We start from the raw sequence: 15,719 nt of genomic DNA, 5'->3' as shown, positions 1-15,719 counted from the left end.
TCCTTTCCTTCCCTCTCGCCTACCGGGTTAGCTGACGGGTTCGGAGCAGGAAGGTCTCCTACGGGCCCCCTCGCGGCTCGCGCGGGCGCCCGATTCACCCCAGGGACTGCGTGGGTCCCCGGCTCCCCTGGCTCGCGCCGTACGGGGACTCGGCGATGACTGTCCGGTGCCGCGGGCGCGGCGCACTGCCTGACGGACAGACCGGAAGAACCTACGAGGGCGTCCTCGCAATGCCCAAACGGATCACGGTTTTTGTCGCGCATCCCACAGGGCAGACAGGCAACCTCCGCCCCAATTCGGACATTCGGCGGCCCTGGTGACATGGCAGTCACCAGGGCCGCTTCACGCGCGCGTGCCGCTCGTCCGGCTACTCAGCTGCGACGACCGTCACTTCGCCGATGCCGAGGGCCTCGACGGGCTCCTTGATCTGCGCCGCGTCGCCGACGAGGACGGTCACCAGGTGGTCGACCGGGAAGGCGTTCACGACCGCCGCGGTTGCCTCCACGGTGCCGGTGGCGGCCAGTTGCCGGTAGAGCGTGGCCTGGAAGTCGTCGGGCAGGTGCTGCTCGACCTGGTCGGCCAGGGTGCCGGCGACGGCCGCCGCCGTCTCGTACTTGAGCGGCGCCACGCCGACGAGGTTCTGCACGGCGACGTCGCGCTCGGCGTCCGTGAGGCCCTCGGCGGCGAGGGTGCGCAGCACCGTCCACAGGTCCTGGACGGCCGGGCCGGTGTTCGGGGTGTCCACGGAGCCGCTGATGGCGAGCATCGAGGCGCCGCTGGCGTCGGGGGCGGACCGCAGGACCTGCCCGAAGGCACGGACACCGTAGGTGTAGCCCTTCTCCTCGCGCAGGACGCGGTCCAGCCGGGAGGTGAGGGTGCCGCCCAGGCAGTATGTACCGAGCACCTGGGCGGGCCAGACGCGGTCGTGCCGGTCGGGGCCGACGCGGCCGATGAGCAGCTGCGTCTGAACGGCTCCGGGGCGGTCCACGATGACGACACGGCCTGTGTCGTCGGCGGACACCGGGGGCACGGGCCGGGGCTGGGCGGTGGAGCCGCGCCAGGCGCCCAGGGTTTCGCCGAGCAGCTCGTCCAGGTCGATGCCGGTCAGGTCGCCGACGACGACCGCGGTGGCGGTGGCGGGGCGGACATGCCGGTCGTAGAACGCGCGTACGGCGGCCGAGTCGATCTTCTCGACGGTGTCCTCGGTGCCCTGGCGCGGGCGGGACATCCGCGCGGTCGACGGGAACAGCTCCTTGTAGAGCTCCTTGGCGGCCCGGCGGCTGGGGTTGGCCAGCTCGTGCGGGATCTCGTCGAGGCGGTTGCGGACCAGCCGCTCGACCTCGCTGTCGGCGAAGGCGGGCGCCCTGAGCGCGTCGGAGAGCAGTCCGAGCCCCTTGCCCAGGCGGGAGGCCGGGACCTCCAGGCTGAGCCGGACGCCGGGGTGGTCGGCGTGGGCGTCGAGGGTGGCGCCGGCCCGCTCCAGCTCGGCGGCGTACTCCTCGGCGGAGTGCTTGTCGGTGCCCTCGGAGAAGGCACGCGCCATGATCGTGGCGACGCCGTCCAGGCCGGTCGGCTCGGCGTCCAGGGGCGCGTCCAGGAGCACCTCCACGGCGACGACCTGCTGGCCGGGGCGGTGGCAGCGCAGCACGGTCAGCCCGTTGTCCAGGGTGCCGCGCTCGGGGGCCGGGAAGGCCCAGGGCCGGGCCTCGCCAGGCTGGGGCCGCGGGTGGAAGTCCATGGTGGCGAGCTCGGTCACTTGGCCGTCTCCTCGTCGTCGTGCTCGTCGGTGGCGGCTTCGACCGTGGCCTCGGCCTCGGGGTCCTCGGGGACGTCGGCGTCCTCGACCGCCTCCGGGGACTTGGGCTCGTAGACCAGCACCGCGCGGTTGTCCGGCCGCAGGCGGGCCTTGGCGACCTCCTGGACCTCTTCCGGGGTCACCGCGAGGACGCGCTGGACGGCGCTAAGGGCGAGCTGCGGGTCACCGAACAGGACGGCGAACCGGCACAGTTCGTCCGCGCGGCCCGCGACGGTGCCCAGCCGGTCCAGCCACTCGCGCTCCAACTGTGCCTGGGCACGCTCCATCTCCTCGGGGGTAGGACCCTCCTCGGCGAACCGGGCGAGTTCCTCGTCGATGGCGGTCTCGATGACCGGCACCTCGACGTCACCAGAGGTCTTCACGTCCAGCCAGCCCAAGGAGGGCGCACCGGCCAGCCGCAGCAGGCCGAAGCCGGCGGCGACGGCCGTCCGGTCGCGGCGTACGAGCCGGTTGTACAGGCGGGAGGACTCGCCGCCGCCGAGGACGGTGAGGGCCAGGTCGGCCGCGTCGGACGCGCGCGTGCCGTCCTCCGGGAGCCGGTAGGCGGCCATCAACGCGCGCGCGGGCACCTCCTCCACGACGACCTCGCGCAGCTGCTCGCCGATGACGTCGGGCAGCGAACCGTCGCGTGGGGCGGGCTTGCCGTCGTGCGCCTGGATGGAACCGAAGTACTTCTCGATCCAGGCGAGGGTCTGCTGCGGGTCGATGTCGCCGACGACCGACAGGACCGCGTTGTTGGGCGCGTAGTAGGTACGGAAGAACGCCCGGGCGTCCTCCAGGGTGGCCGCGTCCAGGTCCGCCATCGAGCCGATCGGCGTGTGGTGGTAGGGGTGGCCCTCCGGGTAGGCGAGCGCGGTCAGCTTCTCGAAGGCGGTGCCGTAGGGGACGTTGTCGTAGCGCTGGCGGCGCTCGTTCTTGACGACGTCCCGCTGGTTCTCCATCGACTCGTCGTCCAGGGCGGCGAGCAGGGAGCCCATGCGGTCGGCCTCCAGCCAGAGGGCGAGCTCCAGCTGGTGGGCGGGCATGGTCTCGAAGTAGTTGGTGCGCTCGAAGCTGGTGGTGCCGTTGAGCGAGCCGCCGGCGCCCTGGACGAGCTCGAAGTGGCCGTTGCCGTCCACCTGGGCGGAGCCCTGGAACATCAGGTGCTCGAAAAGGTGAGCCAGGCCGGTACGGCCCTGGACTTCGTGCCGGGAACCGACGTCGTACCAGAGGCAGACCGCCGCGACCGGGGTCAGGTGATCCTCGGAGAGCACCACGCGCAGACCGTTGGCCAAGCGGTGCTCGGTCGCTGTCAGGCCTCCGGAGCCTGTCTCGGCCGTGGTCGTGTGACCCATGGGCATGTACGTCCCTTCGCTCGCTGGAGCGGTCTCGAACCGCGGTTTTTCTGCCAGTCCTGCCACTGTATGCAAGCGTGCCGGGGCCCGGCGAAGTTCCCGCACGACGTACGCCCACAGCGGATCGCGTAGCCTGCGTCCCACCCGTTCTCGAACGCCTCCGAGGCACCGGGGGCGGCCCGCGGAGACCGGGTCCCGGCCCGGGTTGTCAGTGCCGCGGTCCACAATGGTCCGCGTCAGATCCCGTTCACGCATGAGCAAGGAGCCGGCAGCGATGGCCCGCCGCAGCACGAAGACCCCGCCGCCCGACGACTCGTACGAGGAGAGGATCCTCGACATCGACGTCGTGGACGAGATGCGCGGCTCCTACCTTGAGTACGCGTACTCGGTCATCTACTCGCGCGCCCTGCCGGACGCCCGCGACGGTCTCAAGCCCGTGCACCGCCGGATCGTCTACCAGATGAACGAGATGGGGCTGCGCCCCGAGCGCGGCTATGTGAAGTGCGCGCGCGTGGTCGGCGAAGTGATGGGTAAGTTGCACCCGCACGGCGACGCGTCGATCTACGACGCCCTGGTGCGCATGGCCCAGCCGTTCTCGATGCGCGTCCCGCTGGTCGACGGCCACGGCAACTTCGGCTCGCTGGGCAACGACGACCCGCCGGCCGCCATGCGGTACACCGAGTGCCGGATGGCCGAGGCGACGAGCCTCATGACCGAGTCGATCGACGAGGACACGGTCGACTTCACGCCCAATTACGACGGCCAGGAGCAGGAGCCGGTGGCGCTGCCCGCCGCCTTCCCGAACCTGCTGGTCAACGGCTCGTCGGGCATCGCGGTCGGCATGGCGACGAACATGCCGCCGCACAACCTCGGCGAGGTGATCGCGGCCGCCCGCCATCTGATCCGGTACCCGAACGCGGACCTGGACACGCTGATGAAGCACGTTCCGGGCCCCGACCTGCCCACCGGCGGCCGGATCGTCGGCCTGGAGGGCGTCCGGGACGCGTACGAGACGGGCCGCGGCACCTTCAAGATCCGCGCCACGGTGTCGGTGGAGACGGTCACGGCCCGCCGCAAGGGCCTGGTCATCACCGAACTGCCCTTCACGGTCGGCCCCGAGAAGGTCATCGCCAAGATCAAGGACCTTGTCAACTCCAAGAAGCTGCAGGGCATCGCCGACGTCAAGGACCTCACCGACCGCGAGCACGGGCTGCGTCTGGTCGTCGAGATCAAGAACGGTTTCGTGCCCGAGGCGGTCCTGGAGCAGCTCTACAAGCTGACGCCGATGGAGGAGTCCTTCGGCATCAACAACGTCGCCCTGGTGGACGGCCAGCCGCTCACCCTGGGCCTGAAGGAGCTCCTCGAGGTCTACCTCGACCACCGCTTCGACGTGGTCCGCCGGCGCAGCGAGTTCCGTCGCACCAAGCGTCGCGACCGGCTGCACCTGGTGGAGGGCCTGCTGACGGCCCTCGTCGACATCGACGAGGTCATCCGGCTGATCCGCGCCAGCGACAACAGCGCGCAGGCCAAGGAGCGCCTGATGGAGCGCTTCTCGCTGTCGGAGATCCAGACCCAGTACATCCTGGACACGCCGCTCCGCCGGCTGACCAAGTACGACCGCATCGAGCTGGACGCGGAGAAGGACAGGCTGACCGCGGAGATCGCCGAGCTGACCCGGATCCTGGAGTCGGACGCGGAGCTGCGCAAGCTGGTCTCCGCCGAACTGGCAGCGGTGGCGAAGAAGTTCGGCACCGAGCGGCGCACGGTCCTGCTGGAGGCCGCGGGCGCCCCGGCGGCCGGGGTGCCGCTCCAGGTGGCCGACGACCCGTGCCGGGTGCTGCTCTCCTCGACGGGGCTGCTGGCGCGCACGATGAACGGCGAGCCGTTCCCGGTGGACTCCGACGGCAAGCGCGCCAAGCACGACGTGATCGTCTCGGCGGTCCCGGCGACCGCCCGCGGCGAGGTCGGCGCGGTGACCTCGTCCGGCCGTCTGCTCCGTGTCAACGTGGTCGACCTCCCGCAGCTCCCGGAGACGGCGACCGCTCCGAACCTCGCGGGCGGTGCGCCCCTGTCCGAGTTCCTCTCCCTGGAGGACGGCGAGTCGGTGGTCTGCCTGACCACGCTGGACGAGTCCTCGCCGGGTCTCGCCCTCGGCACCGAGCAGGGTGTGGTCAAGCGCGTGGTCCCCGACTACCCGACCAACAAGGGCGAGTTGGAGGTCATCACCCTCAAAGAGGGCGACCGGATCGTCGGCGCGATGGAGCTGCGCACCGGCGAGGAGGACCTGGTGTTCATCACCGACGACGCACAGCTGCTGCGCTACCAGGCCTCCCAGGTGCGTCCGCAGGGCCGTCCGGCGGGCGGTATGGCGGGCATCAAGCTCACGGAGGGCGCGAAGGTCATCTCCTTCACGGCGGTGGACCCGGCGGCCGACGCGGTTGTCTTCACGGTGGCCGGCTCGCGCGGCACGCTCGACGACTCGGTGCAGACGACGGCCAAGCTGACCGCGTTCGACGAGTACCCGCGCAAGGGCCGCGCCACCGGCGGTGTGCGCTGCCAGCGGTTGCTCAAGGGCGAGGACTGCCTGGCCTTCGCCTGGGCGGGCCCGGTTCCGGCGAAGGCGGCCCAGAAGAACGGCACGCCGGCCGACCTTCCGGAGCCCGACCCGCGCCGGGACGGTTCGGGTGTGTCGCTGCCGAAGACGGTGTGGGTGGTGGCGGGGCCGGTCTAAGCCTCGTACGCATCCTCCTCAGGACCTTGCTCCAGGCCCTGTACGTAGCGCAGGACGCCCCACATGCCGTGCTCGTCGGCGTGCGGGGCGTCGCTCGTGCAGGCCTCCAGCTCCTTGCCCAGGGCGGGCGCGTCGATGCCGGAGCCGATGAGGACGAGCTGCGTCAGCCGTTCCTCGTCCCGTCCCCAGGGCGCCGGGTAGAACCGCAGAAACCGGCCCACGGCATGCACGGCGTACCGGTTCCCGGTGTCGTACGGCCCGAAGTCGACGTATCCCTTGATCCGGTAGAGCCCCTCGGGCCGGCTGTCGAGGAAGGCCATGAGCCGGCGGGGATCGAGGGGATCGCCGGAGACGAAGGAAAGACTGTCGTACCCGGTGTGCAGATGCCCCTCATGCTCGGCACCGCCGTCATGCTCATGCAGATCGTCGAAGGACAGCTGCCCGACGCGCTCCTCGCTGGGCCGGCAGTCGAAGAGGAACTCGGGGTCGATACGGCTGTAGGTCGCCGGGACGACAGCGGCCCCGGGGTCGCTGAGGGAGCGCACCAGCCCGAGGACACGCTCACCGCCCGGCTCGGCCCGGTCGAGCTTGTTGACGACGACCAGGTCCGCGAGGGCAAGATGCCGGTCGATCTCGGGGTGCTTCGCGCGCGTGTCGGCGAACTCGGCGGCGTCGACGACCTCGACCAGGCCGCCGTAGACGATGCCGGGGTGCTCGCTGGCGAGCAGCATCCGGACGAGTTCCTGGGGCTCGGCGAGACCGCTCGCCTCGATGACGATGACGTCGATACCGGTGGCGGGGTTCGCGAGCCGCTCCAGGTACAGGTCCAGTTCACTCGCGTCGACGGCGCAGCACAGGCAGCCGTTGCCGAGCGAGACCGTCGAGTCGCCGAGGGCGCCGGCCACGGCCATCGCGTCGATCTCGATGGCCCCGAAGTCATTGACGATCGCCCCGATCCGGCTCCCTCCGCCGCGGTGCAGCAGGTGATTGAGGAGCGTGGTCTTCCCGGAGCCCAGGAATCCGGCGAGCACGACTACCGGGATCTGCTGGGGGCTGCGGTGGTGCTCCAACGGGGGGCCTCTTTCACGCGGGCGGGAGGTGGGCCGGTCCAGGATAGGAAACGACCCGCCGCCGGAACTGAGTCCCGTCGTCCCGGTGGGCCGGCCAACCCGGCGAGGCGTCCCTTGTTGCCGTCGGGACGGTTCATGCCGCGGCAGCCCACCGAGACTGCTCTGGCCGCGGGCGGATACCCGGGCGGCCCAGACGGCGGCTGAGGATCATGGCCTGGGAGAATCCGATGAACGCCTCGTCGCCGGCGTGCAGCGTCTCGAACTCCCCGTGCAGGCGGTGGCGACGTCCGCCTCGGAGTGCCGTGCTCGACCGGGCACGGCACAGTCCCGGGTCAACCGACCTCGATGGCGCAGGCCCGGCACGGGGGCCGCCCGCAGATGCACTGCGTGATGGCGTCCAGGACGTTGTGGGCGTGGTAGAGGCACTCGTCCTTGCAGGTGTGCCGTGGGATGAAGCCGGCTTCGATCTCGCCGGGCCACGGTTCCTCCCCCTCGCGGCAGCGGATGAACTTCTCGGGGTCGGCGGAATGCAGCCGGCGCACGTCCGCCCGCGCCTCGTCCTCCAGCTCGCGCGCCTCTGTCAGCACGGCCTTGACCTGACCGACGAGAGAGGAATAACGGTCGTCGCCGGTCCGTACGTGCGCGGCCCGCATCGCCATCGCGGCGTTGCCCAGGAACCGGCCGGCGTCCTGGAGGTCCGTCGTGTGATGGAGCTTGATCCCCGTGACACCCCTGACCCATACGGCGTCGTCGCTCAGCGGTCCACATATGTCCGTGCGCATTTCTGAAGTCCTTGTCATCTCTGCCGCCGTGCGGCCTGGAGCCATGACGTCCGGCTTCCCGATTCCGGACCCACTCTTGTGCGGCGAGGCGTCTATCGCGCCCGTGGAACCCCCTGGTCTCAACCCGGGGGGGTGAGCCAGGGACACTCGCGAAGACAGGCAGAGGCGCGTCCTCGGTACGCGCTGTGATCGCGGCAGTGTGCGGCGCCACCGGGGGGCGACGCGCTCGGCGGCCCTGACCATTCGACTGTCCTTACCCGATGAAATGCGTGCCAATATTGATTGAATCAACCTTCACCGGACACGGCTACGGTGGCGCCATGCGCGATCAACAACCCGCTCCAGGCAGTCCCGCGCGACGGCTGAGCACCAAGGAGACCGCCGAGCTGCTCGGCGTGAAGCCCGAGACCGTGTACGCCTATGTGAGCCGCGGTCAGCTCAGCAGCAGGCGTGAGCCCGGTGGCCGCGCCAGCACCTTCGACGCCGACGAGGTGGATGCGCTCGCCCGGCGCAACAGGCGGGAAGCCGCCGGGAGTCCGGGGTCCGGCGGGGATCTGTCGGTGCGCACCCGGATCACGCTGATCGAGAAGGACCGCTACTTCTTCCGGGGCGTCGACGCCACCGAACTCGCCGCGCGGCACTCCTACGAGGAGGTGGCCGAGTGGCTGTGGACGGGCCGGATGACCCCCGGCATGACCTTCACCGCCCCGGAGGCCGCCGTCGCGGTCGCCCGCCGGGCCGTCGACGCGCTGCCGGAGCACACCTCCCCCACCGACCGGCTGCGGGTCGCCACCATCGCGTCCGCCGCCCAGGATCCACTGCGCTTCGACCTGTCCGACGACGCCGTACTCGGCACCGCGCGCCTGCTGATCCCCACGCTCGTCGCCGCACTGCCGGTGCAGCGCGAGCGCCGGCACGACCACGGCCCGCTGGCCCACCGTCTGTGGCGCCGGCTGACCGTCATCGACCCCAGCGACGCCGCGCTGGGCGTCCTGGACACGGCGCTCGCGCTGCTCGTCGACCACGACCTGGCCGCCTCCACGCTCGCGGTCCGGGTCGCCGCCTCCGCCCGGGCCCACGCGTACGCGGCCGTGTCGGCCGGGCTCGGCGTCCTCGAAGGCCCACTGCACGGCGCCTCCAGCGGCCTCGCCCACCGGATGCTGCTCGACGTCCTCGACCAGGGCACCGCCGTCCCGGTGATCGCGGACGAACTCCGCGCGGGCCGCCGTATCCCCGGACTCGGGCACCGTCTCTACGAGGGCGAGGACCCACGCGCGCGTGTGCTGTTCGGCCTCCTGGAGGAGGTCCCCCGCGCGGAGCCCGCCCTGCTCGCGGCCCGGGACGTCGTCGCCACGACCGCTCGGCACGCTCCGCTGCACGCCAACGTCGACCTGGCGCTGGCCGTCCTCACGGCCTCCTGCGGTATGCCCGCCACCGCGGGCGAGACGATCTTCGCCGTCGCCCGAACGGCGGGATGGATCGCACACGCCCTGGAGGAGTACGGGGAGCGCCCGCTGCGGATGCGTCCCAGCGGTCATTACGTCGGTCCGAAACCGCCGCAGCCCCTGCCGGATAACCCCGCCGCAGGGGCGAACGGGCGAGGCCGGAAGTCATCCTGGGCCAAGTCAGGTTAGGCTCACCTCTGTGAGTAGGTGCGCAACCGTCTCCCGGATGCTCGACGAGCCCGTTTCCGGCACCGCGGCGACCGCGACGACGTGGCTGCTGCTGGAACAGCCCGGCCCGTGGGGTGCCAAGGCGCTCACCTCGAGCCACCTGGACCCCGCCCTGGGCCGCGCTCTGGAGGCCGCGGCCAAGGGGACCGGGGTGCGGATCGCGCTCATCCGCCGCGCCGGCCGCCACGCCGATCCGGGCACCTCCGCCGTCCGCCAGGTGTACGCGGCCCACACGGTTCCCGGCAACGTCTGGCTGCACAGCACCTCCACCCGCGACCCCGCGCGACTGCTCGGCCTCGACTTCGCCGCGCTCGGCGCGGGCGACCACCGTTCGTTCGGCGCGGCGCTCGGCGGCCGGCCGCACTCGGGCAGTCCCCTCGCGCTCGTCTGCACCAATGGCAAGCGCGACCGCTGCTGCGCCCTGCTGGGCCGCCCGCTCGCCGCCGAGCTGGCCGCGTCCGGCGTAGCGGGCACCTGGGAGGTCACCCATCTGGGTGGCCATCGCTTCTCGCCGACGGTGCTCGTCCTGCCGTACGGCTACGCGTACGGCCGCGCCGAGGCACATGCCGTCAAGGAGGTCCTGCACGCCGCCCAGGAGGGCCGTGTGGTGCTGGAGGGCTGCCGTGGGTGCTCCGCATGGGAACGGCCCGGCCAGGCGGCCGAGCTGGCCGTGCGCGAGGCGGCGGGCGAGTACGCGGCCGGCGTGCTGAGCGTCGTACGGACCGAGGGCGCGGCCCCGCGCTGGGACGTCACCGTCGCCCACGCCGACGGCCGCCGCTGGCGAGTCGCCGTGGCTCAGGGCGCCTCGCTGCCGCCCCGCCCGGAGAGCTGCGGGGTGTCGGCGCTGGGGTCGCCGGCCCGGATGGACGTCGTGTCGCTGCGGGAACTGCGGACGGCGACGGCTCTGGCGAGCTGACGTGGCCCTGCAGACGGTCGGGGACGGTCGGAGACGGTTTTCCCCAAGGAACAGTCAAGAGATCCACGCCACACCCCCTACGGCCGCGCCCGCACCCCCACGTACCGTCGTGGGTATGAGCCCCACTCCCCCCGCACGCCGCCTGCGCCTCGGCCTGCCCCGACGGGCGTTCTCGCAGGTCCTGCTGATGCAGGTCGCGATCGCCGCGGGGGTCGCGGTGCTCGCCACCGGACTCTTCCTGGCACCGCTGAGCAAGCAGCTGGACCAGGAGGCGATGCGCAGGGCACTGGCGATCGCCCAGACCACGGCACAGGACCCGCAGATAGCCGAGGGCGTCCTGACCACCCGGCCGAGCACGGACGGGCCGGTGCAGAAGGAGGCGGAGCGGATCCGGAAGGCCACCCACGCCGAGTACATCGTGGTGATGGACCTGCGGGGGTTCCGCTGGTCCCACACCACGCCCTCGGAGGTCGGCCGCCATGTCTCGACCGACCCCAGGGAGGCGCTGGCCGGCAAGGAGGTCATGCAGATCGACGACGGCACCCTTGGGCGCTCCGCGCGGGGCAAGGTGCCGCTGTACGACAGCGACCACAGGATCATCGGGGCGGTCTCGGTCGGTATCGCGTACGACAGCGTGCGGGCGCGGCTGCTGAGCGCGATCCCCGGGCTGTTCGCGTACGCCGGCGGCGCCCTCGCGGTCGGCGCGCTGGCCGCCTGGCTGATCTCCCGACGGGTCCAGCGACAGACCCGTGACCTGGCCTTCTCGGACATCTCGGCGCTACTCGCGGAGCGCGAGGCGATGCTGCACGGCATCCGGGAGGGCGTCGTCGCCCTCGACCGCGGCGGCCGCATCCGCCTGCTGAACGACGAGGCGAGCCGGCTCCTGGGCATCGGCGACGAAGCCGTCGGCCGGTCCCCCGACGACGCGCTCGGCGAGGGCCGTACGACCGATGTGCTGGCCGGCCGGGTGGCCGGCACCGATCTGCTCACCGTGCGCGGCCAGCGGGTCCTGGTCGCCAACCGCATGCCCACCGACGACGGCGGCGCCGTCGCCACCCTGCGCGACCGCACCGAGCTGGAGCAGCTCGGCCGCGAACTCGACTCCACCCGCGGGCTGATCGACGCCCTGCGTGCCCAGGACCACGAGCACGCCAACCGTATGCACACCCTGCTCGGGCTGCTGGAACTGGAGATGTACGAAGACGCCGTGGAGTTCGTCGGGGAGGTGGTGGGCGACCACCGGGTCACCGCCGAGCAGGTCACGGAGAAGATCCACGATCCGCTGCTGGCCGCCCTGCTGGTCGGCAAGGCCACCGTCGCGGCCGAGCGCGGAGTCGCCCTGTGGGTGTCGGACCGCACCCGGCTCCCGGACCGGCTGATCGACCCCAGGGGCCTGGTCACGGTCGTGGGCAACCTCGTGGACAACGCGCTGGACGCGGTCGCCGGCACTCCGCACGCGCGCGTGGAAGTCGAGTTGTGCGCCGAGGGCCGCGCGATCGTCCTCAGGGTGCGCGACACCGGACCCGGGGTCCCGGCGGAGCAACGGGAGTTGGTCTTCACCGAGGGGTGGTCCACCAAGAAGCCGCCCGCGCACGGCAAGCGCGGCATCGGCCTCTCCCTGGTGCGCCGGCTCGCCGAACGGCAGGGCGGCAGGGCGACCGTGGGCGAGGCGGACGGCGGGGGCGCGCAGTTCACCGTCGTGCTCCCCGAGGCGCTGACCGAGCCGGAGCCGGCACCGGCGCTCATCCCGGCCGACGAGGAGACGCGATGATCGAGGTCCTGGTCGTGGACGACGACACCCGGGTCGCCCGGGTCAACGCCGCCTACGTCGAGAAGGTGCCGGGCTTCCATGTGGCCGGAGAGGCCCACAACGCGGCCGAGGCACTGGGCCAGTTGGAGGCGCTGCCCCATCTCGACCTGGTCCTCATGGACCACTATCTGCCCGACGACACGGGCCTCGCGGTGGTCCAGGAGATGCGCCGGCGCGGCCACCAGACCGACGTGATCATGGTGACGGCGGCCCGGGACGTGTCGACCGTGCAGGCGGCCATGCGCCACGGCGCCCTGCAGTACCTGGTCAAACCGTTCGCGTTCGCGGGGCTGCGCGCCAAGCTGGAGGCGTATGCCGAGCTGCGGCGCACCCTGGACGGCGGCGGCGAGGCCGAACAGGCCGAGGTGGACCGCATCTTCGGCGTCCTGTCCACGACCTCCGAGCCGGACCTGCCCAAAGGGCACTCCCCCACCACCGCCGAACTGGTGCGCCAGTCCCTGATGAACTCCGAGGGCCCGCTGTCAGCCCAGGAGATCGCCGAGCGGACCGGGGTGAGCCGCCAGACCGCCCAGCGCTATCTGAAGCTCCTGGAGCGCACCGGACGGGCCCGGCTGACCCTCAAATACGGCGACGCGGGCCGCCCCGAACACCGTTACGTGTGGGCGACCCGCGGCTGAACGAGCTCAGCCCCGCCGCTACTTGGCGGCCTCGACGAACTCGGTCGTGAACGTCTTGCTGAGGTCGACATTGGCGTTCTGGATGTTCGGATTGAATGCCTTGAGCACCTTCTCAACGGTCTCGGGACCGTTCTGGGGCATCACACCGTCGTCGGTGAACATCGGCAGCGTGCTCTTGATGGCCTCCGTGTAGAGCGTCTTGTTGCCCTGGGAGTAGTCGGCGGGCATCTTGGCCGCGATCTCGGAGGCGCTGTGCGTGGACATCCACTTGAGCGTCTTGACGAATGCATTGACCATCTTCTGGACGGTGTCCTTGTGACCGTTGACCCAGTCCGTCTGCATGTACAGGCTTGACGACGGGTACGGACCGCCGAGCGCCTTCTGGGATCCCTCCGGCGTCCGCATGTCCAGCAGGACCTTGCCCGCCTTCTTGTCCAGGACCGTCGCGACCGTCGGGTCGGTCGTCATACCGCCGTCGATGGCGCCCTTCTGGAGCGCCGAGATGAAAGTCGGGCCCGCGCCGACGGCGACCGGTGTGAACTCGCTGACCTTCACGCCGTTCTTGACGGCGAGGTACTTGGTGAGGAAGTCGGTGGAGGAGCCGAGGCCGGTGATGCCCAGCTTCTTGCCCTTGAAGTCCTTGGGCGAGGTGATGTCGCCGGCTGCCTTGGTGGAGACGATCTCCACCTCGCCGGGCGCGTGCGAGAACTGCACGACGGACTCCACCGACTTGCCCTTGGTCTGCAGGTCCAGCGTGTGGTCGTAGAAGCCGACAGCCCCCTGGACCTGACCGGAGACGAGCGCCGTTTCGGCCTGGACGCCGGCCGGCTCGCTCAGCATCTCCACGTCGAGGCCCTCGGCGTCGAAGTAGCCGAGTCGCTGGGTGAGCATCGCCGGCATGTAGATGACCTTGTCCAGGCCACCGACCATGATCTTGACCTTCGTCCCCTTGCCGCCGCCCTTACTGCCGGTGGCGGTGCTCGCCGCGTCGTTGGCACAGGCGGTGAGGGAGGAGAGGGCGAGCAGGCCGGCGGCGGCCAGGGTGGTGTATCTGGCGGACTTGCGCATGTCGGTTCACGTCCTTGTGAGAGGGCGGTGCGGGGAGGAGGAGCAGGGGGCCGGTCAGCTGTCGGAGTCCGACGGCTTCCAGCGGAAGATGCGGCGCTCGGCGAAGGTCAGCAGCCCTTCGGCGGCGAGCGCGACGACGGCGAGGATGACCATCGCGGCGTACACACCGGCCGCGTTGAAGGTGCCCTGCGATTGCGCGACGAGCAGGCCGATGCCCTTGGTGGCACCGATGTACTCGCCGACGATGGCGCCGATGAGGGCGAAGCCGAAGCTGACGTGGAGGCTGGTGAAGATCCACGAGGTGGCGGACGGGATGACGACCTGGAGGGTCACCCTGCGGTCGCTCGCACCCAGGATCCGGGCGTTGGCGACCAGGTTGCGGTCGACCTCGCGGGCGCCCTGGAAGGCGTTGAAGAACACCGGGAAGAACACCAGTACGACGGCCGAGGCGACCTTGGAGGACGCCCCGAGCCCGAACCAGATCACGAAGATCGGGGCGAGCACGATCCTGGGGATCGAGTTGAGCACCTTGATGTAGGGGCCGAGGACATCGGCGAGGAAGCTGATCCGCCCCAGTGCGATACCGCAGATGACACCGGCGATGACACCGATGACCCAGCCGAGCAGCGCCTCGTAGAGGGTGTACCAGATCTGCTCGCCGAGTGGGCCGAGCGCGGTGCCGTGGGTCACCCAGGTCCAGATCTGGTCCCAGATCTTCGAGGGCATCGAGAAGTTGAACTGGTCGATGACCGCGGCCCGGGAAAGGACCTCCCAGAGCCCGAGCACGGCCACCAGCAGCAGCACGCGCACGGCGAGCACGATCACCTTGCGTCTGCGGGCGGCCTGGGCCCGCGACCGGGCGCGGTCCGGGGCCTTGGCCGTGTCGACGACCGGTGTGCTGAGAACCTCAGGCGACATGAGCGGCACCCCTCTCACGGGTGATGCGGACCTCTTCGCCGAGGGACTCCCAGATCTCGCGGTAGATCTCGATGAACCGCGGCTCCAGACGCACCGACTCGACCTTGCGGGGGCGGGGCAGGTCGATGTCGAAGACCTGCTTGACGGTCGCGGGCCCGGCGGTCATGACGACGACCTTGTCGGCCAGCGCGATGGACTCCTCCAGGTCGTGGGTGACGAAGACGACCGAGGCGCCCGTGCCCTCCCACAGCTCCAGCAGTTCGTCCGACATCAGGGCCCGGGTCTGCACGTCGAGCGCGGAGAACGGCTCGTCCATGAGCAGAATCTCCGGGTCGTTGACGAAGGTCGCGGCGAGCGCCACGCGCTTGCGCTGGCCGCCGGAGAGCTGGTGCGGGTAACGGTCCTCGAATGCGGCGAGGCCGACCCGGGCCAGCCAGGCGCGGGCCTTCTCCTTCGCCTCCGCCTTGGGCACGCCCCGGAAGCGGGGGCCGGCCATCACATTGGACAGCACGGTCCGCCAGGGAAACGTGGCGTCCTGCTGGAAGACGAATCCGACCTTGTCGCCGACACCGTCGACCGGCTCACCGGCCACCAGCACTTCGCCCTCGCTGGGCTCCTCCAGCCCGCTGACCAGGGTCAGCGTGGTGGACTTGCCACAGCCCGTGGGTCCTACCACGGCCACGAACTCACCGCGCCCGACGGTGAGGTCGAGGCCTCGGACGGCCGTGTGCAGACCCCCCGACGGGGTCTTGAAGATCTTGCTCGCCGCCCGCAGTTCGATGGCGGGGCTGCTGTCTGTGCTCATGGGCCGGGACGGTAGGTGTGGCCGGGACCACAGCAGCAGTCTTCTGGGCGCAAGCCGTTCTTTTGCTCGCAAGCATCTGTTGTGCTCGTTTTGCTCGCGCTACAACTGCGCAGACGAAACACGGGCTTAACGCTCGCCGGCCTTGAAGGAGAGGCCTG

The 15,719-nt window shown here is 70.9% G+C and carries 12 protein-coding genes and 1 riboswitch; of the genes, 5 read left to right on the top strand and 7 right to left on the bottom strand.

All coding sequences use genetic code 11. The annotated features are described in order from the left end of the window. Position 1 precedes the first annotated feature (1 nt). Positions 2-165, bottom strand: a riboswitch (cyclic di-AMP (ydaO/yuaA leader). A gap of 202 nt (positions 166-367) precedes the next feature. Both ABZ396_RS15875 and ABZ396_RS15870 read right to left on the bottom strand, forming a co-directional pair. Then, entirely contained in the window at positions 368-1,756 is a 1,389-nt protein-coding gene (locus tag ABZ396_RS15875) for a pitrilysin family protein (protein ID WP_358923137.1), read from the bottom strand. Continuing rightward, positions 1,753-3,156 (bottom strand): pitrilysin family protein, encoded by a 1,404-nt coding sequence (locus tag ABZ396_RS15870; RefSeq protein ID WP_358923135.1) that lies wholly within the window; start codon positions 3,154-3,156, stop codon positions 1,753-1,755. Before ABZ396_RS15870 ends, ABZ396_RS15875 begins: the two co-directional genes overlap by 4 nt. A gap of 268 nt (positions 3,157-3,424) precedes the next feature. Between ABZ396_RS15870 and ABZ396_RS15865 the strand changes: the two genes are divergently transcribed. Further along, entirely contained in the window at positions 3,425-5,881 is a 2,457-nt protein-coding gene (locus ABZ396_RS15865; protein WP_358923193.1) for a DNA topoisomerase IV subunit A, read from the top strand. On the opposite strand, the gene ABZ396_RS15860 is transcribed toward ABZ396_RS15865, so the two are convergent. Both ABZ396_RS15860 and ABZ396_RS15855 read right to left on the bottom strand, forming a co-directional pair. Beyond that, positions 5,878-6,951, bottom strand: coding sequence for a GTP-binding protein (locus ABZ396_RS15860; protein WP_358923134.1), 1,074 nt, complete (start codon positions 6,949-6,951; stop codon positions 5,878-5,880). The genes ABZ396_RS15865 and ABZ396_RS15860 overlap by 4 nt on opposite strands. Before the next feature lie 332 nt (positions 6,952-7,283). Further along, entirely contained in the window at positions 7,284-7,733 is a 450-nt protein-coding gene (locus ABZ396_RS15855; protein WP_358923133.1) for a hypothetical protein, read from the bottom strand. 320 nt (positions 7,734-8,053) lie between these two features. On the opposite strand from ABZ396_RS15855, the gene ABZ396_RS15850 reads away from it, so the two are divergent. The 4 genes from ABZ396_RS15850 (at position 8,054) to ABZ396_RS15835 (ending at position 12,770) form a co-directional block, all read left to right on the top strand. After that, positions 8,054-9,367, top strand: a complete 1,314-nt coding sequence (locus ABZ396_RS15850) for a citrate synthase (protein ID WP_358923131.1) — start codon at positions 8,054-8,056, stop codon at positions 9,365-9,367. A gap of 10 nt (positions 9,368-9,377) precedes the next feature. Beyond that, the gene (locus ABZ396_RS15845) at positions 9,378-10,322 is read left to right on the top strand and encodes a sucrase ferredoxin (RefSeq protein ID WP_358923130.1); all 945 of its coding nucleotides are present in this window, start codon (positions 9,378-9,380) and stop codon (positions 10,320-10,322) included. A gap of 115 nt (positions 10,323-10,437) precedes the next feature. Next, on the top strand, positions 10,438-12,093 hold the full coding sequence (locus ABZ396_RS15840) for a sensor histidine kinase (RefSeq protein WP_358923129.1): 1,656 nt from the start codon (positions 10,438-10,440) through the stop codon (positions 12,091-12,093). Further along, positions 12,090-12,770: a response regulator gene (locus ABZ396_RS15835; protein WP_358923127.1), complete on the top strand. Its 681-nt coding sequence runs from the start codon at positions 12,090-12,092 to the stop codon at positions 12,768-12,770. The genes ABZ396_RS15840 and ABZ396_RS15835 overlap by 4 nt, the downstream gene beginning before the upstream one ends. Positions 12,771-12,788: 18 nt before the next feature. Here the strand turns inward: ABZ396_RS15835 and ABZ396_RS15830 are convergent, their stop codons facing one another. From ABZ396_RS15830 to ABZ396_RS15820, 3 genes are read right to left on the bottom strand one after another with little or no spacing between them, the layout of a single operon-like run. After that, positions 12,789-13,838, bottom strand: coding sequence for an ABC transporter substrate-binding protein (locus ABZ396_RS15830; RefSeq protein WP_358923126.1), 1,050 nt, complete (start codon positions 13,836-13,838; stop codon positions 12,789-12,791). A 54-nt stretch (positions 13,839-13,892) separates the two neighbouring features. After that, positions 13,893-14,756 (bottom strand): ABC transporter permease, encoded by an 864-nt coding sequence (locus ABZ396_RS15825; RefSeq protein WP_358923124.1) that lies wholly within the window; start codon positions 14,754-14,756, stop codon positions 13,893-13,895. Next, a complete protein-coding gene (locus ABZ396_RS15820; protein ID WP_358923122.1) occupies positions 14,746-15,561 on the bottom strand; it encodes an ABC transporter ATP-binding protein in 816 nt (271 codons plus the stop codon). Before ABZ396_RS15820 ends, ABZ396_RS15825 begins: the two co-directional genes overlap by 11 nt. Positions 15,562-15,719 lie beyond the last annotated feature (158 nt).

Source organism: Streptomyces sp. NPDC005866 (genome assembly GCF_040629895.1).
Classification (GTDB): domain Bacteria; phylum Actinomycetota; class Actinomycetes; order Streptomycetales; family Streptomycetaceae; genus Streptomyces.
This window is presented reverse-complemented; position numbering and strand designations above follow the sequence as displayed.

What these genes read in the sequence shown, in the direction of transcription:
- ABZ396_RS15870 (WP_358923135.1), bottom strand. Translation starts at nt 3,156, where the DNA reads ATGCCCATGGGTCACACGACCACGGCCGAGACAGGCTCCGGAGGCCTG.
- ABZ396_RS15865 (WP_358923193.1), top strand. Translation starts at nt 3,425, where the DNA reads ATGGCCCGCCGCAGCACGAAGACCCCGCCGCCCGACGACTCGTACGAG.
- ABZ396_RS15855 (WP_358923133.1), bottom strand. Translation starts at nt 7,733, where the DNA reads ATGCGCACGGACATATGTGGACCGCTGAGCGACGACGCCGTATGGGTC.
- ABZ396_RS15850 (WP_358923131.1), top strand. Translation starts at nt 8,054, where the DNA reads ATGCGCGATCAACAACCCGCTCCAGGCAGTCCCGCGCGACGGCTGAGC.
- ABZ396_RS15840 (WP_358923129.1), top strand. Translation starts at nt 10,438, where the DNA reads ATGAGCCCCACTCCCCCCGCACGCCGCCTGCGCCTCGGCCTGCCCCGA.
- ABZ396_RS15835 (WP_358923127.1), top strand. Translation starts at nt 12,090, where the DNA reads ATGATCGAGGTCCTGGTCGTGGACGACGACACCCGGGTCGCCCGGGTC.
- ABZ396_RS15830 (WP_358923126.1), bottom strand. Translation starts at nt 13,838, where the DNA reads ATGCGCAAGTCCGCCAGATACACCACCCTGGCCGCCGCCGGCCTGCTC.
- ABZ396_RS15825 (WP_358923124.1), bottom strand. Translation starts at nt 14,756, where the DNA reads ATGTCGCCTGAGGTTCTCAGCACACCGGTCGTCGACACGGCCAAGGCC.
- ABZ396_RS15820 (WP_358923122.1), bottom strand. Translation starts at nt 15,561, where the DNA reads ATGAGCACAGACAGCAGCCCCGCCATCGAACTGCGGGCGGCGAGCAAG.